The 15,260-nt window shown below is 73.4% G+C and carries 17 protein-coding genes; 7 read left to right on the plus strand and 10 right to left on the minus strand.

Annotated features, from left to right (window positions below):
* From I8D64_RS08805 to I8D64_RS08835, 7 genes are all read left to right on the plus strand, one after another.
* Nucleotides 1-1,725, plus strand: coding sequence for an N-acyl-D-amino-acid deacylase family protein (locus I8D64_RS08805; protein ID WP_200502137.1), 1,725 nt, complete (start codon nucleotides 1-3; stop codon nucleotides 1,723-1,725).
* 32 nt (nucleotides 1,726-1,757) lie between these two features.
* Nucleotides 1,758-2,162, plus strand: a complete 405-nt coding sequence (locus I8D64_RS08810; protein WP_200502138.1) for a RidA family protein — start codon at nucleotides 1,758-1,760, stop codon at nucleotides 2,160-2,162.
* Between the two features lie 23 nt (nucleotides 2,163-2,185).
* A complete protein-coding gene (locus I8D64_RS08815) occupies nucleotides 2,186-3,181 on the plus strand; it encodes a sugar kinase (protein ID WP_200502139.1) in 996 nt (331 codons plus the stop codon).
* A complete protein-coding gene (locus I8D64_RS08820; RefSeq protein WP_343068507.1) occupies nucleotides 3,178-3,795 on the plus strand; it encodes a bifunctional 4-hydroxy-2-oxoglutarate aldolase/2-dehydro-3-deoxy-phosphogluconate aldolase in 618 nt (205 codons plus the stop codon). Before I8D64_RS08815 ends, I8D64_RS08820 begins: the two co-directional genes overlap by 4 nt.
* Before the next feature lie 34 nt (nucleotides 3,796-3,829).
* A complete protein-coding gene (locus I8D64_RS08825) occupies nucleotides 3,830-5,104 on the plus strand; it encodes an alanine racemase (protein WP_200502140.1) in 1,275 nt (424 codons plus the stop codon).
* 71 nt (nucleotides 5,105-5,175) lie between these two features.
* The gene (locus tag I8D64_RS08830) at nucleotides 5,176-5,949 is read left to right on the plus strand and encodes a class I SAM-dependent methyltransferase (RefSeq protein ID WP_200502141.1); all 774 of its coding nucleotides are present in this window, start codon (nucleotides 5,176-5,178) and stop codon (nucleotides 5,947-5,949) included.
* Nucleotides 5,950-6,046: 97 nt separating this feature from the next.
* Entirely contained in the window at nucleotides 6,047-6,586 is a 540-nt protein-coding gene (locus I8D64_RS08835) for a P-loop NTPase family protein (RefSeq protein ID WP_200502142.1), read from the plus strand.
* A gap of 50 nt (nucleotides 6,587-6,636) precedes the next feature.
* Here the strand turns inward: I8D64_RS08835 and I8D64_RS08840 are convergent, their stop codons facing one another.
* The 10 genes from I8D64_RS08840 to I8D64_RS08885 all read right to left on the minus strand — a co-directional run bounded on the left by I8D64_RS08840 (nucleotide 6,637) and on the right by I8D64_RS08885 (nucleotide 15,252).
* Nucleotides 6,637-7,377, minus strand: coding sequence for a class I SAM-dependent methyltransferase (locus I8D64_RS08840; protein WP_214651161.1), 741 nt, complete (start codon nucleotides 7,375-7,377; stop codon nucleotides 6,637-6,639).
* Nucleotides 7,374-8,165, minus strand: coding sequence for an ABC transporter ATP-binding protein (locus I8D64_RS08845; protein ID WP_200502143.1), 792 nt, complete (start codon nucleotides 8,163-8,165; stop codon nucleotides 7,374-7,376). The genes I8D64_RS08840 and I8D64_RS08845 overlap by 4 nt, the downstream gene beginning before the upstream one ends.
* The gene (locus I8D64_RS08850; protein WP_200502144.1) at nucleotides 8,162-9,187 is read right to left on the minus strand and encodes an ABC transporter substrate-binding protein; all 1,026 of its coding nucleotides are present in this window, start codon (nucleotides 9,185-9,187) and stop codon (nucleotides 8,162-8,164) included. The genes I8D64_RS08845 and I8D64_RS08850 overlap by 4 nt, the downstream gene beginning before the upstream one ends.
* Complete coding sequence (locus I8D64_RS08855) at nucleotides 9,187-10,368, minus strand: FecCD family ABC transporter permease (protein WP_200502145.1); 1,182 nt, start codon at nucleotides 10,366-10,368, stop codon at nucleotides 9,187-9,189. The genes I8D64_RS08850 and I8D64_RS08855 overlap by 1 nt, the downstream gene beginning before the upstream one ends.
* A 115-nt stretch (nucleotides 10,369-10,483) precedes the next feature.
* Nucleotides 10,484-10,894 carry an ArsR/SmtB family transcription factor gene (locus I8D64_RS08860; RefSeq protein ID WP_200502146.1) on the minus strand — a complete coding sequence of 137 codons (411 nt, stop codon included), beginning with the start codon at nucleotides 10,892-10,894 and terminating at the stop codon, nucleotides 10,484-10,486.
* Nucleotides 10,891-11,637, minus strand: coding sequence for an urease accessory protein UreD (locus I8D64_RS08865; protein WP_200502147.1), 747 nt, complete (start codon nucleotides 11,635-11,637; stop codon nucleotides 10,891-10,893). Before I8D64_RS08865 ends, I8D64_RS08860 begins: the two co-directional genes overlap by 4 nt.
* 23 nt (nucleotides 11,638-11,660) lie before the next feature.
* Nucleotides 11,661-12,371: an urease accessory protein UreG gene (ureG, locus tag I8D64_RS08870; RefSeq protein WP_214651168.1), complete on the minus strand. Its 711-nt coding sequence runs from the start codon at nucleotides 12,369-12,371 to the stop codon at nucleotides 11,661-11,663.
* A gap of 130 nt (nucleotides 12,372-12,501) precedes the next feature.
* Nucleotides 12,502-13,155 (minus strand): urease accessory protein UreF, encoded by a 654-nt coding sequence (locus I8D64_RS08875; protein ID WP_200502148.1) that lies wholly within the window; start codon nucleotides 13,153-13,155, stop codon nucleotides 12,502-12,504.
* A gap of 10 nt (nucleotides 13,156-13,165) precedes the next feature.
* Entirely contained in the window at nucleotides 13,166-14,869 is a 1,704-nt protein-coding gene (locus tag I8D64_RS08880) for an urease subunit alpha (RefSeq protein WP_200502149.1), read from the minus strand.
* Nucleotides 14,869-15,252 carry an urease subunit beta gene (locus I8D64_RS08885; RefSeq protein ID WP_200502150.1) on the minus strand — a complete coding sequence of 128 codons (384 nt, stop codon included), beginning with the start codon at nucleotides 15,250-15,252 and terminating at the stop codon, nucleotides 14,869-14,871. The genes I8D64_RS08880 and I8D64_RS08885 overlap by 1 nt, the downstream gene beginning before the upstream one ends.
* Nucleotides 15,253-15,260: the final 8 nt, after the last annotated feature.

Genomic DNA, 15,260 nt, shown 5'->3' on the forward strand with positions numbered 1-15,260 from the left:
ATGGGCCGGCTCCTGATCCGCGGAGGGAGCGTCGTCCCCGGTGACGGCGTCGCGCCCGTGCACGCCGACGTGCTCGTCGACGGAGATCGCGTCGCCGAGGTCTCCGCACCGGGCACGGGACGCGCGGGCACCGACCTCCCCGGGACGCACGTGATCGAGGCCGATGGCCGCCTCGTCATGCCCGGCTTCGTGGACGCGCACTCCCACGCCGACGCCGCCGTCTTCGACGAGGACGTGCAGCTCGCGCTGCTGCGCCAGGGCATCACCGCCGTCATCGGCGGGCAGGACGGCGTCTCCTTCGCCCCGGGCGACGGCACCTACGCCTCGGAGTACTTCGCACCGATCAACGGCGCGCACCCGGGGTATCCGGGTGTGCCGGAAACAGCGACCCGCGGCGGCGATCCGGGGCCGACGGGCGGGGCGGGATCCGCCTCCCCCGGCACCGGCGTCTCCGGCACGCACGCCCCCGGCACTCGCGTCGCCGACCTGCTCGCAGGATACGACGGCCGGATCCCCCTCGGCGTGGCCTACCTGGTGCCGGCCGGGACGGTCCGCCACGAGGTGATGGGGTCGACGCAGGACGCACCCACGGACGCGCAGCTCGAGCGCATGGTGGCGCTCGTGGCCGAGGGCGTGGCCGACGGGGCCGTGGGCCTGTCCACCGGGCTCGACTACGCGCCGGGCATCTTCGCGGACGCCGCCGAGATGGCTTCGCTGTGCGCGCCGCTCGCGCCGTCGGCCCTGCCGTACGTGACGCACATGCGCGGCGGCTACGAGGACAACGCACAGGTGGGCGTCGAGGAGGCCGGGCGCATCGGCGCCGCCGCCGGCGTGCCCGTGCACATCTCGCACTTCCACACCCCGGCCGACGAGGCCGCGCGTCTCATGGACTGGCTCATTGGCCAGGGCGTCGCAGGGAGCTTCGACGCCTACCCCTACACGCGCGGCTGCTCGATCCTCGCGATGACCATGCTGCCGCCGGAGCTGAACGCGATGCGGGCCGATGACCTCGTGCCGCTGCTGCAGGACCCTTCGCAGCGCGAGCGCCTGCGCCGCGAGTGGTTCCCGCGCGTCGCGAAGAACCCGAGCCTGGGCGAGGAGTGGCCCGAGCTGATCACCCTCGCCCACACCGCTGCGCCGGAGCTCGCGTGGGCGCCGGGTCTCACGCTCGCCCAGATCGCCCAGCGCCGCGGCACCGACGCCGTCGACGCCGCCCTGGACGTGCTGGTCGCCTCCCGCCTGGACGCGAACGCGATCATGGCCGCGCACCATCAGCGTGCCGTCGAGGACCTGGGGCGGCTGCTCGCACACCCGGCGCACATGGGCGGGTCCGACGGCATCTTCATCGGCGCGCACCCGCATCCCCGCGCCCGCGGGACCTTCGCCTCCTACCTCGCCACCTACGTGCGCGAGCACGGCTTCCTGAACTGGGCGCAGGCCGCGGCGCACCTGTCGACCGCGGCCGTGGACCGTTTCCACCTGGGCGATCGTGGCCGCATCCGGCCCGGCGCGATCGCCGATCTGGCCCTCGTCGACCCCGACGCCGTGCGGGACGCGGCGACCTACGCCGCGCCGCTCCAGCTCGCCGAGGGGATCGACGACGTGATCGTCGGCGGCCTGCCCGTCCTCGCGGACGGCAGGCTGACCGGCGTCACCCCCGGCGGAGGCATCCGTGCCTGCGCCCCCGGCGGCCGCGGGGAACCCCCGTCGGCCGCCCGTCCCTGACACCATCACGAGACACCCACCGAAGGAGCACCATGAGCACCGAGCACACTCAGAAGATCGAGAAGTCCGCCATCGTCAGCGAGAGCGCGCCGCGGCCCGCGGGCCCCTACAGCCAGGGCATCGTCAGCGGCGACCTGCTGTTCACCGCCGGCTTCGGCCCGCAGGACCGCGCGAACGGCAACGCCGTCGCAGACTCCGTCGCCGAGCAGACCCGCCAGGTGCTGCGGAACGTCCGCTCCGTCCTCACCGAGCACGGCGTGGACATGGACGCCGTGCTGAAGACGACCGTGCACCTCGCGGACCTCGCCGACTTCGCCGAGTTCAACGAGGCCTACGCCGAGTTCTTCACCGAGCCGTACCCCGTGCGCACGACCGTCGGCTCGCAGCTCGCGAACATCCTCGTGGAGATCGACGTCGTCGCCCGCGTGAAGGCCTGAGGACGACGACGGGAGGGCGCGGGATGACGCGCGAAGCCGACACGGCGCACCCGACGCGGGAGGACTCCGGAGGCGGGTCGCGCCCCCTGGACCTGCTCGCGATCGGGGAGACGATGGCGCTGGTGACGCCCGCGCGACCGGAGCCGCTGGAGGACGCCCGCGACTTCCACGTCGGCTCGGGCGGCGCGGAGTCCAACGTCGCCTGCCACCTCGCCGCGGCCGGATGCCGGGTCGAATGGTTCAGCGCTCTGGATGATGACCCCCTGGGCCGTCGCGTCCGGGCGTTCATCGAGGCCAGCAGCGTCTCCGTCGGGCGTGTGCGCCTCGATGCGGGCGCGCCGACGGGCCTGTACGTCAAGGATCCGGGCGCCGGGGTCTCCTACTACCGGCGGGGCTCGGCCGCCTCCCGCCTGGGCCCGGAGGATCTCGCCGGGATCGACGCGGAACAGGCCCGGATCGTGCACCTGACCGGCATCACGCCCGCCCTCTCCGAGAGCTGCCGGGCGCTCGTCGACGCGGCCATCGACCGCGCGCACGATGCCGGCACTCTGGTGAGCTTCGACGTGAACCATCGGCCCGCGCTGTGGGCGTCGACCGAAAAGGCCGCGCGCACGATCCTCGCGCTGGCGCGCCGGGCCGACATCGTGTTCGTGGGCAGGGACGAGGCCGAGACCCTGTGGGGCGCCCGCACCGCGGACGCCGTGCGGGAGCTGCTGCCCGAGGCACCGCACCTCGTGGTCAAGGACGCCGACGTGGAAGCGGTCGAGTTCTCGGCCGACGGCCGCACCGCGGTCCCGACGCCGCGCGTGGAGGTCGTGGAGGCCGTCGGCGCGGGCGATGCCTTCGCCGCCGGCTGGCTCGACGGCCTGCTCGAGGGCGCGTCCCCGCGCTCGCGCCTCGGGCGCGGGCACCAGTGGGCGGCGCGGGCGCTCTCGAGCACCCAGGACATCCCCGACCACGGCGATCACGCCGATCGTCACGGGTCATCAGCACCCGACATGCAGGAGGCGACCGCGTGAGCACCCCGATCGACAGCAGCGCATGGTTCGACGAGGCCTTCCGGGCGGCGCCCCTGATGGCGATCCTGCGGGGCATGGGGACCGAGCGCAGTCTCGAACTGGCCGATACCGCCTGGGACCTGGGCATCGAGATGGTCGAGGTCCCGATCCAGGGCCCGGCCGACGAGGAGGCCCTCGCCGCCGTGGTCCGCGCAGGGCGCGAACGAGGGAAGGCCGTGGGCGCCGGGACCGTCGTCGACGCAGCGACCGTGCAGGCCGCGTCCCGGGCGGGCGCGGCCTTCACGGTGAGCCCGGGTCTGGACCTCGACGTGGTCCGCGCGAGCGAGGCGGCGGGCATGCCCTCGCTGCCGGGCGTCGCCACCGCGTCCGAGGTGCAGATCGCCCAGAAGTCCGGGCTGACCTGGCTGAAGGCGTTCCCCGCCTCCGTGCTGGGCGCCGAGTGGTTCACGGCGATGCACGGCCCGTTCCCCCAGGTGCGCTTCGTCGCGACCGGTGGCATGCACGCGCGGAACGCCCCGGACATGCTCGCCGCGGGAGCGCGGGTCGTGGCCGTCGGCAGCGCCCTGGCCGACGCGGACGAGCTCCCCCGGCTCGCACGGATCATCGAGAACTGACCGCCCCACCACGAGACCGAGGACCATGGAGACCATGACGACGCAGCCCACTCCCCCGACCACGCGCACCGTCACCGAGGACGACAAGTCCTTCCCCGCGGCGCTCGTCGGCCGCGACGTCGCCGACCTCGACGCGCCGCTCGCGGAGTTCTCGACGCCGCTGTTCGTCCTGGACCGCGATGCGATGGACCACAACCTCGCCACGATGGCCGCATGGACGCGCGAGCGCGGGCTCGAGCTGATGCCGCACGGCAAGACCACGATGGCGCCCACGCTCTGGCACCGCCAGCTCGCCGCGGGCGCCACCGGGATCACGGTCGCGACCGGATGGCAGGCGGGCGTCGCCCTGCGCGCCGGGATCCCCACGGTGCAGATCGCCAACATGAGCCTGGACCCGGGGCAGCTGCGGCAGCTCGCGGCGCACCTCGCCGAGCATCCTGAGCAGGAGGTGGTGTGCTGGGCGGACTCGCTCGCGGCGGTCGAGCTCATGGAGCGATCGCTTCCTGCCGAGGCCCGGCTCGGCGTGCTCGTCGAGCTCGGGGCCGACGGCGGGCGCACGGGCGCACGCCGCGAGGATGAGGCGGTCGCGATCGCCGAGCGCATCGCGGCCTCGCCCGTGCTCACCCTGCGCGGCGTCGCCGGCTACGAGGGCGCGCTCGCGCACGACCGCTCCCCGGAGTCGCTCGCGACGGTCGGCGCGTACTGCCGGCGCCTCGCCGCGCTCGTCGAGCAGGTGCGGCCGCTGGTCGAGGGCACCCCGTGGGTGACCGCGGGCGGCAGCGCGTATTTCGACCTGGTGGCCGAGGCGTTCGCGGGCCTCGAGGCCGTGCGGGCGATCCTGCGCTCAGGCGCGTACATCGTGCACGACAGCGGGTTCTACCGCGGCATCTCCCCCCTGGACGCGACCCGCGGCGTCGCCGCGGAGGAGGCGCTGCGTCCCGCCATGCGCGCCTATGCGCGGGTGGTGTCCCAGCCCGAGCCCGGGCTGGCCCTGCTGGATGCCGGCAAGCGCGACGTGCCCTTCGACGAGGGCCTGCCGACGGTCCTCGCGGTGGCCGACGAGCTCGGCGGCCGGGAGCGGGCGGTCGAGCCGGGTGCCCTCGAGGTGACGGCACTGAACGACCAGCACACGTTCGTACGGTGGGATGCCGCGGGCGCGGCGGGTGCTGAGAGCCCGGCGCCCCTCGCCGTCGGGCAGGTCGTGACGCTGGGCCTCTCGCACCCGTGCACGGCCTTCGACAAGTGGCGGCTGGTGCCGGTGGTCGACGGGAAGGGCGTCGTCGTAGAGGCGATCGAGACGCGGTTCTGAGCCCGAGCGGTCGCGAGGCCCACGAGTCCATCCGCCCGGGGTGCCGCCACGGAGTCTGCGATCATCGCGGCATGAATCCATGGACGGACCGCGGCGACGCCTACGCGCGGTCCTTCGGATCCCTGTGCGCAGGCACCGTCGACCACCTGCTCGACGCCACCGGGTCCGGAACCCTCCTCGACGCGGGCTGCGGGACCGGCACCCTCGCCGTGCAGGCCGAGTCGCGCGGGCGCAGCGTCACGGCGATCGACTCCGAAGCGAGCATGGTCGACCTGGCCCGGTCACGCCTGCACGGGCCGGTCCTCCGGGCCTCGCTCCCCCACCTGCCCTTCCCCGACGCCTCGTTCGATGCCGTGGCGGCGAACTTCGTCATCAACCACGTCGGCCGCCCCGCGGAGTCCGTGGCAGAGCTGGCCCGTGTCACCCGGCCGAGCGGCCCGGTCGCCATGACCATCTGGCCCGCGCCGGAACCCGACGGGTGGCAAGGGTTCATCGGTGAGATCTTCGAGGCCGCCGGGGTCGTGCCGATACCGCGACAGGACCTGGATCCCACGCTCGACTTCGAACGGACCTCCGCGGGGCTCGAGGGACTGGCCCGAGGCGCCGGTCTCGAGGTCGTCTCGGCCTCGGACCTCCGGTGGACCTGGTCGGTCCGCCCGGACGACCTCTGGGCCGGCATCGAGGGCGGGATCGCAGGTGCCGGAGCGACCTACTCGGCGCAGTCCGACCGCGTCCGCCGCGCCGCGTCCGGCATCTTCGAGAACCGATGCGGGAAGGCCGTGGACCATGTCGGCCACCTCAGCTTCCCTGTTCGAGCCGCATGCGTCGTCGCCGAGAGGCGCTGAAGCGAGGTCCAGCGACCGTGGCTCCGCGAGTACTCGTCGGCGGCGCGTCTCCGCCTATCCACCTCCGTCGGCAGCACCCGCCCTCCATGATGGAGCGATGCACCACTGCCGACTCCACATCATGGGCGCTTCCGGGTCCGGGGCGACGACTCTGGGGCGCGCGATCGCGAACGCGTGGTCGGTCCCCCATGCCGACAGCGACGACTACTTCTGGGTTCCCACATCGCCCCCGTACACCACCCCACGGCCGGTCCCCGAGCGGATCGGGCTCATGCGCACGATGTTCGTCCCCCGCGACGCATGGGTCCTCTCCGGGGCCATCAACAGCTGGGCGGGCGCGGTCCTCGAGGAGTGCAATGCGGTGGTGTTCCTGACCCTGGATCCTCAGGAGCGGATGCGACGACTGGCCGCACGCGAGACGCTGCGTCGAGGAGGCGACATCGATGACCAGGCCACGACGGAGTTCATGCAGTGGGCCCGCGGATACGACGACCCCGACTTCACGGGGCGCAGTCGGCGCGCCCACGAGGACTGGCTGGCCTCGATCCCCCAGCCCGTGCTGCGTCTGGACAGCGGGCGACCCGTCGCGGAGCTGCAGGACGAGGTCCTGGCCTGGCAGCCGACCCTGGGCGGATGAGGTCCCCGCGGGATCCTCGAGACGAGGAGCTCGGGGCGGCACGAAACCGTCTACGCCCGCACGGCCCGGTACAGGACCTGCAGCTGAGGGTGGTGCCCGGGAGCGACGCCCTGACGCCGGTCCAGCTCCAGCACTTCGTGCAGCGGCGTCGCCGTCACCTGTGCGAAGCCGCCGGCCTCCAGTGCCGCCCGCACCTCGTCGTCCCTGCCCGCGGCCAGGGGGAGCTCGCTGATCACGCCTGCGCCGTAGGCGTGCCGGAAGTCCTCGCCGCGCGCACTCTCGAGGCCCTCGCCCAGCTCGCCGCCCTCGGGGAACCAGGCGGAGTCCACGGCGGCGAGGATCCCGCCGGGTCGCAGCAGACGGTGCCATGCGGCGACGGCGCGCTCCGCGTCCCGCAGGGTCCACAGCACGTAGCGGCAGATGACCGCATCGAAGCTGCCCTCGGAGAACGGCGGGTCGATCGCGTCCCCGGCCAGGAAGCGCACGCCGGACGCCTTGACGCGTGCGCGCGCGAGCATGCCCGGAGCGAGGTCGATGCCCGTCACCCGGTGCCCGAGCCCGGCCACCTGGATCGCGGCGTTCCCGCTGCCCGTGCCCACATCGAGGACGTCGAGCGCGTCCGGTCGGTGCGCAGTCGCAGAATCGACGGCCGGATCGGGCGCGAGCGCGCGCTCCCACACTCCACGCCAGGTCCGTCGGGCATCCGCGGAGCGCAGACGCGCGGTCTGCTGGTCGTCGTACTCGTCGGCCCATCGCGACCAGTACGCCGTCATCCGGTCCTGGACGCTCATGCGGTGCTCCGGTGGTGGAAGAGGAACTGGGCGGTGCCGTCGTCGGCCCGACGCTCCTCCGCGCCGACGCCGTAGACCTCCTGCAGCTGCGGGGCGCGCAGCGCCTCGGCCGGCGTCCCCTCGGCGAGCAGACGGCCGCCGTGGAGCACGGCGACCCGGTCGCAGTAGCGGGCCGCGAGGTTCAGATCGTGCAGGACGACGATCGTCGCCAGCCCCAGCTGCCGCACGATGTGCAGCACCTCGTGCTGGTAGCCGACGTCCAGGTGATTGGTGGGCTCGTCGAGCAGGAGCACCTCCGGCTGCTGGGTGAGCGCCCGGGCGATGAGCACGCGCTGGCGCTCTCCTCCCGAGAGGGTTGCCATGTCCCGGCTCGCGAGCGCGAGCGCGCCCACCTGCTCGAGGGCGCGCCGGGCGATCTCCCGATCGTGGCCGGGCCGATGGCGCAGCCCCCGGTGGGGCGCGCGCCCCAGGAGCACGACGTCGGCGACGGTCATCGGCAGCTCGCCTCCGCTCTCCTGCACGACCACCGCGAGGCGGCGCGCCCGCTCCCGTCCGCTGAAGGACCGCACCGGCCGGCCGTGCAGCAGCACCTCGCCGCTGACCGGGCGCAGGGCGGCCGTGAGCACGCGCAGCAGCGTCGTCTTCCCGCTGCCGTTGGGGCCGACGAGACCCACCATCTCGCTGCTGCCCACGGCGAGGTCGACGCCGTCCAGCACGCGCGCGGAGGCATAGGAGTGGTGGATGCCGCGCGCCCTCAGCACGGCCGGAGTATCGCGATCAGGGCTCATGCGTGGAGCTCCGAGAGCCAGTGCGCGAGCTGTTCGGCGCCGTCGACCACGAGCGGCGAGGCGGGCTCGGTGAAGTTGAAGAGCTGGGCGCGCACGCGCCCGTCCTGCACGGCGGCGAGGTCGGCGATCCCGGCGGTGCGCTCCAGCTCCGTGAGCACGTCGGAACCGTCGCCCTCGTCCTGGTGGAGGACGATCAGGTGGTCGGGGTCGGCGTCGATCAGGGCCTCGCTGCTGACCTCGAACACGCGCTCGGACGAGGAGGCGAAGACGTTGTCCAGGCCCACCGCGTCCAGCTGGGGCGTGGCCATCGAGGCCGCCCCGTAGGTGTACAGCGGGCCGCCGCCCACCGTCGGGTAGAGGACCACGGCCGTCATCCGCTTCCGCGAGGAGGCGCCGTCGCGCACCGTGTTCAGGCGCTCGTCGAGTGCGGAGACGAGCTGGTCGGCGGCCTGCTGCCGGTCGAAGATCCTGCCGTACTGCCGCACCTCGTCGAACAGGTCGTCCCAGTCGGCGGGGCCGGCGCCGTCGCAGTACACGTTCTGGACGAGCACCTGCGCGCCGGCCGACGAGAGGCCCTCGCGGGTCACGCCGTCGGGAAGGCCGAGCACGAGGTCCGGCGACTGGGCGATCACCACCTCCTGGTTGATCTGGAGGTGGCCCGCGCCGTTGATGTCATCGGAGAGGACGTCGATGGCGGCGACCCTGTCGGCGAGGTCCCCGAAGTGCTGGGCCCGGTAGTAGGCCGGGGAGAAGACGCCGGCCTTGGCCACCACGGTGTCCAGCACGCCGATGCCGTCGAGGATCGTGACCGGTGCGGTCTCGAGCAGCACCACGCGCTCGGGGGCGGCGTCGAAGGTGAGGGTCGCCTCGCAGTCGGTGATCTCGAGCGGGTACCGGGTCGCGCCCTCCCCGTCGGACGGTCCGGCGGCGGACGACGTCGAGCTGTCGTCGCAGCCCGAGAGTGCGGCGGCACCGAGCGCGCCGAGCACGAGAGGGGCGAGCAGGGCGGTGCGGCGATCCATCAGAGGCCTCTCGTGTGCAGGCGGCGCACGAGCACCACCAGGAAGGGGGCGCCCACCAGGGCGGTGAGGACGCCGATGGGCAGCTCGCGCGGGGCGAGCGCGATCCGGGCGATCGCGTCGGCCCAGATCAGGAAGAGCGCGCCGAGCAGGGCGGCGACGGGCAGCATGCGGCGGTGGACGCTGCCCACCAGGCGTCGTGCGAGGTGCGGGATGACCAGGCCCACGAAGCCGATCGCCCCCGCGGCGCTCACCGCCGCACCGGTGCACAGGGACACCACGACGAGGAGACCCACGCGAGCGCGATCGGGGTGGATGCCCAGCGACCAGGCGGTCTCGTCGCCCGCGGCGAGCGCGTCGAGGACCGGCCCGAGCACGGTGAGCGCGAGCGTGCCCAGCAGGCCCGCGGCCAGGACCAGCGCGAGGAAGACGTCCCAGTGGCCAAGGGCGAGGGAGCCGAGCATCCAGAACATCACCGACCGCGACCCCTCCGCCGAGTCGGAGGTGAAGATCAGCAGGTTCGTCACCGCCGAGAGCACGTAGCCGACGGCGATGCCGGCCAGCAGCATCCGCAGCGAGGTCACCGCCCCGTGGGCGCGTGCCAGGACGAGGACCGCGAGAGCGGCGATCATGGCCCCGGCGAAGGCGAGCACGGGCTGGGCGGCTGCTCCGAGCATCCCTCCCGCCCCGAAGAGGATCGCGGCCGCGGCGCCCGCCGAGGCCCCGCCGGAGATGCCGAGCACGTAGGGGTCGGCCAGCATGTTGCGCACCATGGCCTGCAGCGCCGCCCCGGACACGGCGAGGCAGGCGCCGACGCCCACGCCCAGCACGACGCGCGGGGCCCGCACCGCCCAGATGATCGAGTCCTGCGCGGCGGTGGCGTGCGCATCGACGGGCAGACCGAGGTGCGCGAGCATGATGGCGCCCGCGCGTGCGGGCGGGACCGGGACGGGGCCGATCCCCAGGCAGGCCACGACGCTGAGCAGCAGAGCTGCGGCGAGCGCGACGGTCCACAGCGCCGCGCGCCGACGACGACGGCCGAGGCCGAGCGGGTCCCCGTCGCATGCGTCGGCGCGCTGCTTCCGAGACCGATCACTCTGCGGGAGGAGTGTGCCGGGATCATGCGGGTTCCGCGCATCGGAGTCACCTGGTGGCCCAGCGAGCGGGGCCTCGATTCGGGTCATGATTGCAGATCCTTGCAAGTGAAGGGGCGAGGAGCGAGCCGTTGCCGTCAGGTGGCACGGCCGTGTCCGGGGCGGGAGGAGACGCCCGCGGAGGACGACGCCGGACCGGTAGCGGTCAGGTGCGGTGCTCGACCCCGGGCAGGTGTGAGGAGCCGATCTCGTGGAGGATGCGATGGCCCAGAGGGTCCGCGAGCTGATAGTGCACTTCGCGGCCGTCCTGCTCCGTGCGCAGCCATCCGCTCCCGCGCAGCAGGGCGAGCGCGTGGGAGGTGGTGGACTCCAGCGCTCCGGTCACGCGTGCGAGGTCGGAGCTGCGGATGCCCGGGTGGGCGTGCACGGCGAAGAGGATCCGCAGTCGGCGCGGATCGGCGAGCACGGAGAGCCTGCGGGCGAGCAGATCGAGGTCCTGACCGTCCTCGAGCAGCTGCGCGGTCGCGCGCACGGCGTGCTCCCCGTCCAGCGCCGACGAGCGGCGGGGAGCGTGCTCGTGACGGTCGATGGGTTCTGCACGTGCGGCCGCGCTCATCCCTTGTCCCATGTCTCGCTCGCCCATACGTCCATGATCTGCTCGATGCCGGTCGAATGCGCATCCATGGCCAAAGAGCGGGCGATCGTGCCCGGCCTCTCAAGATGCAGGAGCCGCGGAGCGGGTCCTGCGGGGCCCCGTCGGTCGCCGCGCGGAGACGGCGTCTCCGCTTCGGCGCGACGACCGAGCAGCATCGCGGAGTCCAGGATGCGATGCGGGCCCAGGACGCCGGCGCGCGGCCGGGTGCCGTCGAGAGCGAGGTCCTCGATGAAGATGGCCGTGCCGTCGCGGTCCCGCGCTCGCACCGCACTGCGCAGCCTCCCTCCGCGCTCCCCGCTGCGGCCCAGCACGAGGGTCTCGCGCAGCAGCACGGCGGAGTGCGCGCCCATCTCGAGGCGTGTGGCGCGGTCGACGTCGGCCCCGTCCGTGACGACGAACGGATGGGCCCGCCACAGCAGGTGCGCGCGCTCGCCCAGCCGGATGGTGACGTCCATGCGGCTCGCCGCCCCACGGCTCTCGTAGGCCACGGTCCCGCCCACATCCTGGATCTCCAGCGCGCAGTCGTCCCCGACCTCGATCTCCACGTGCACGTGGTCCCCGCCCAGGAGCATGGCTCCGCCCGCGACGAGAGCGACGTGCGCCCGATGCACGCCGCGGCTGATCGTGCGCGGCTGCAGGAGTCCCGGCACGAGACGCAGCGTCGCCGGCCCGGAGGGGGTCGCGGACAGGTGGATGCGGGTCATGGTGGTGCGACGGGATCGAGCGCTCAGCCCTGGTGCGCATGGTCGTGGTCGTGCGCCTCGTCATGGGTGTGCGGCTCGACCTCCCCGGCATGGAAGTGAGGCGCCATGGGGCCCGGGTCCTGGGGTTCGTGGAGTCCGGCCTGGTGGGCGGCGAGCATGTTGAGGACCCAGCTGCGCAGCTGCGCGACCGTCTCCTCGCGGTGCCGCGAGAGGGCGAGGACGGGGCGACCCTCTCGGGCCTCGAGTCCGTCGGCAACCATCTGCTCGACGTCCACGCCCACGTGCGGGGCGAGATCGATCTTGTTGACCACGAGCAGATCCGCCCGGCCTATGCCCGGGCCGCCCTTGCGCGCCACGTCCCCGCCGCCGGCGACGTCGAGCACGAAGAGCTGCGCGTCCACGAGCGCCGGCGAGAAGGTCGCCGTGAGGTTGTCGCCGCCGGATTCGACGAGGACGACGTCCAGCGGGTCGAAATCGACCTCGAGCTGCTCGACCGCCGCGAGGTTCGCGGTGACGTCGTCGCGGATGGCGGTGTGGGGGCACGCACCTGTCTCCACAGCGCGGATCCGCTCGGGGTCCAGCACCCCCGCGGAGCGCAGGAAGCGCGCGTCCTCATCGGTGAAGATGTCGTTGGTGATCACGCCGAGCCGGATCTCCCGGGCGAGCGCGCGGCAGACCGTGGCGATGAGGGAGCTCTTGCCCGTGCCCACGGGCCCGGCGACTCCCAGGCGCAGTGCCCGACGGGCCGCGCCCGGCCGAGAGACGGTCGAGACGCTCGTGGGATCGACGGCCGAGGCGGGCGCGTCGGCGGACCTCCGCCCATCGGCGGACTCGGTCGTCACCGCGGGGACGATGGTGGTTGGTTCAGGCACGGAAGAGCCTCCTGGGGAGCACGGACTGGTCCTCCGACCAGCCCTCGATCTGGGGTGCGCCGGCACTCGGGAGGAGTGTCGGATCCTGCAGCGCCGCGAGGGCGTCGATGTGGGGCTCGAAGCGCGCGCAGGCCTCGAGCACGAGGGCCGTGCCCTGCCGGGGATCGCCGGGTTCGAGTTTCAGAGCAGCGGCCACGACGGTCTGCGCGTCGTCGTAGGCCACGAGCCGCGCGAGGTCGCGCGGCCCGAGTCCCGCGATGGCGGCGATCGCGCCCAGGACCAGCGGCCGGGGCGAACCGGCGTCCGTCGACAGCGACCCGGGCCAGAGCCTATCGGCGAGACGGCGCAGCCCGTCGCCCAGCACCGCGGCGATCCGCCGCTGTGCCCGGCTCGGCGTGCGCGCCGCCCATTCCGCGTGCAGCGCGGCGAGCGGTTGATCGCGCTGGGCGAGGTGCCGGGCGAGGACGGCGGCACCCGCCTCCACCCGTGCCACGGTGTCCATGCGGGTGGCGAGGTACTCGCCGATGCGTCCGGGCGACAGGCCGCCCAGCAGGGCGGCCTCGAGGGCGTTGGAGGAGACGTGCGCGCCGATGGGCAGCCGGGAGTCGGCGAGCATCATCGCGAGCGTCGTGGACGGCACGTTCATCGTCGGGCGCTCAGAACATCTGGAAGAGCTGCGCCAGTGGCAGCTCCTCAGCGGGGTGCGGCTGGACCGTCTCGCCGTCGATGCTGATCTCGAAGGTGTCGGCACGGACGTCGATCGCCGGCAGCGCAGTGTTGTTGCGCAGATCCGCCTTCGTCACCTCCCGCGTGGATGCAACGGGAAGCAGTTCGCGCGCCAGCCCCAGCTCCTCGCGCAGTCCGCTCTCGACGGCGGCGGGTGCGGCGAAGGACACGGACAAATGCGCCCCGATCGCGTCACCGAAGGCGCGGCGCTGAAGCACGGGCTGCGGCGTGGGGATGGAAGCGTTGGGATCACCGAGTGCCGCCCAGGCGATCATGCCGCCCTTGAGCACGAGCTCCGGACGCACCCCGAAGAACCTCGGGTCCCAGAGCACCAGGTCGGCGATCTTGCCCGGCTCCACGGACCCGATGTGCTCCTGCACGCCGTGCGCGATCGCCGGGTTGATCGTGTACTTCGCGACGTAGCGGCGGGCGCGCTCGTTGTCCGCCGGCAGGGTCTCGCCGAGCGATCCCCGGCGCTGCTTCATCACGTGCGCGACCTGCCAGGTGCGCGTGATCACCTCGCCGATGCGCCCCATGGCCTGGGCGTCGGAGGACGTGATCGAGAGGGCGCCCATGTCGTGCAGGATGTCCTCCGCCGCGATCGTGGTGGCGCGGATGCGGGATTCGGCGAAGGCCAGGTCCTCGGGAACGGAGGGCTTGAGGTGGTGGCACACCATGAGCATGTCGAGGTGCTCGGCGACCGTGTTCACGGTATGCGGCAGGGTGGGGTTGGTGGATCCCGGGAGCACGTGGGGCAGGGAGGCGATCTCGAGGATGTCGGGGGCGTGACCGCCGCCGGCGCCCTCGATGTGGAAGGCGTGGATGGTGCGGCCGCCGATCGCGCCGATGGTGGACTGCACGAATCCTGCTTCGTTGAGCGAGTCCGAGTGCAGCGCGACCTGCAGGCCGTGGGCCTCGGCGGCGCGCAGGGAGGCGTCGATGGCGGCGGGTGTGGCGCCCCAGTCCTCGTGGACCTTGAAGCCCGCGGCGCCGCCGAGCGCCTGCTCGGCGAGCGCCTGGTCGCTGACGGTGTTGCCCTTTCCCAGCAGCAGGACGTTCACCGGCAGCGCGTCGAGCGCCTGGTGCATGCGGCCCAGATGCCACGCGCCGGGGGCGACCGTGGTGGCGCGGGACCCCTCAGAGGGCCCCGTCCCGCCGCCGCCGACGGTGGTGATGCCGGTGGCGAGCGCCTCGTGGATCTGGGAGGGCGAGAGCAGGTGGACGTGTGTGTCGAAGGCGCCGGCGGTGAGGATCCGCCCCTCCCCCGCGATGACGTCGGTGGAGGGACCGATCTGCAGCCGGGGATGGATGCCGTCCTGGACATCGGGGTTGCCGGCCTTGCCGAGAGCGACGATACGGCCGTCGCGCAGACCGACGTCGGCCCGGACCACGCCCCACCAGTCCAGGACGATCGCGTTGGTGATGACGGTGTCCAGGGCCCCCTGGGCACGGGTGGCGGTGCCCTGCGCCATGGACTCGCGGATCGACTTGCCGCCGCCGAACACCGCCTCCTCGCCCCCGAAGGTGCGGTCCTGCTCGATCTCGATCCACAGGTCCGTGTCGCCCAGGCGCACCTGGTCGCCGGTGGTGGGGCCGTAGAGGGCCGCGTAGCGCTCCGCGCCGATCCGGACCATCAGCGCGCCCCCGGCAGCAGCGCGCCGTCCGTGCCGTCGCGGCGGATCTGCAGTCCGGGCACCCGGCCCAGGCCCCCGAACCGCACGATCGCCACCCGTCGGGACGCCCCGGGCTCGAAACGCAGGGACGTACCCGGCGGCACGTCCAGTCGGAACCCGCGGGCGTGCTCGCGGTCGAAGGCGAGCGCCGCGTTCACATCCGGCAGATGGATGTGGGAGCCGATCTGCACGGGCCTGTCGCCGGTGTTCTCCATGACCAGCTCACGCTGGTCCGCCGGGTCCGAGCGGGCGTTGAGGTCACGGTGACCGGGGCGGACACGGATCGCACCGGGCGCGGACGTGCGGTCCGGCGCGGGATCGGTGCCGGGGTGCTGCGGGGCCATCGTGCTCC

Origin of the sequence: Brachybacterium halotolerans (assembly GCF_016623465.1) — a bacterium.
GTDB classification, from domain to species: domain Bacteria; phylum Actinomycetota; class Actinomycetes; order Actinomycetales; family Dermabacteraceae; genus Brachybacterium; species Brachybacterium halotolerans.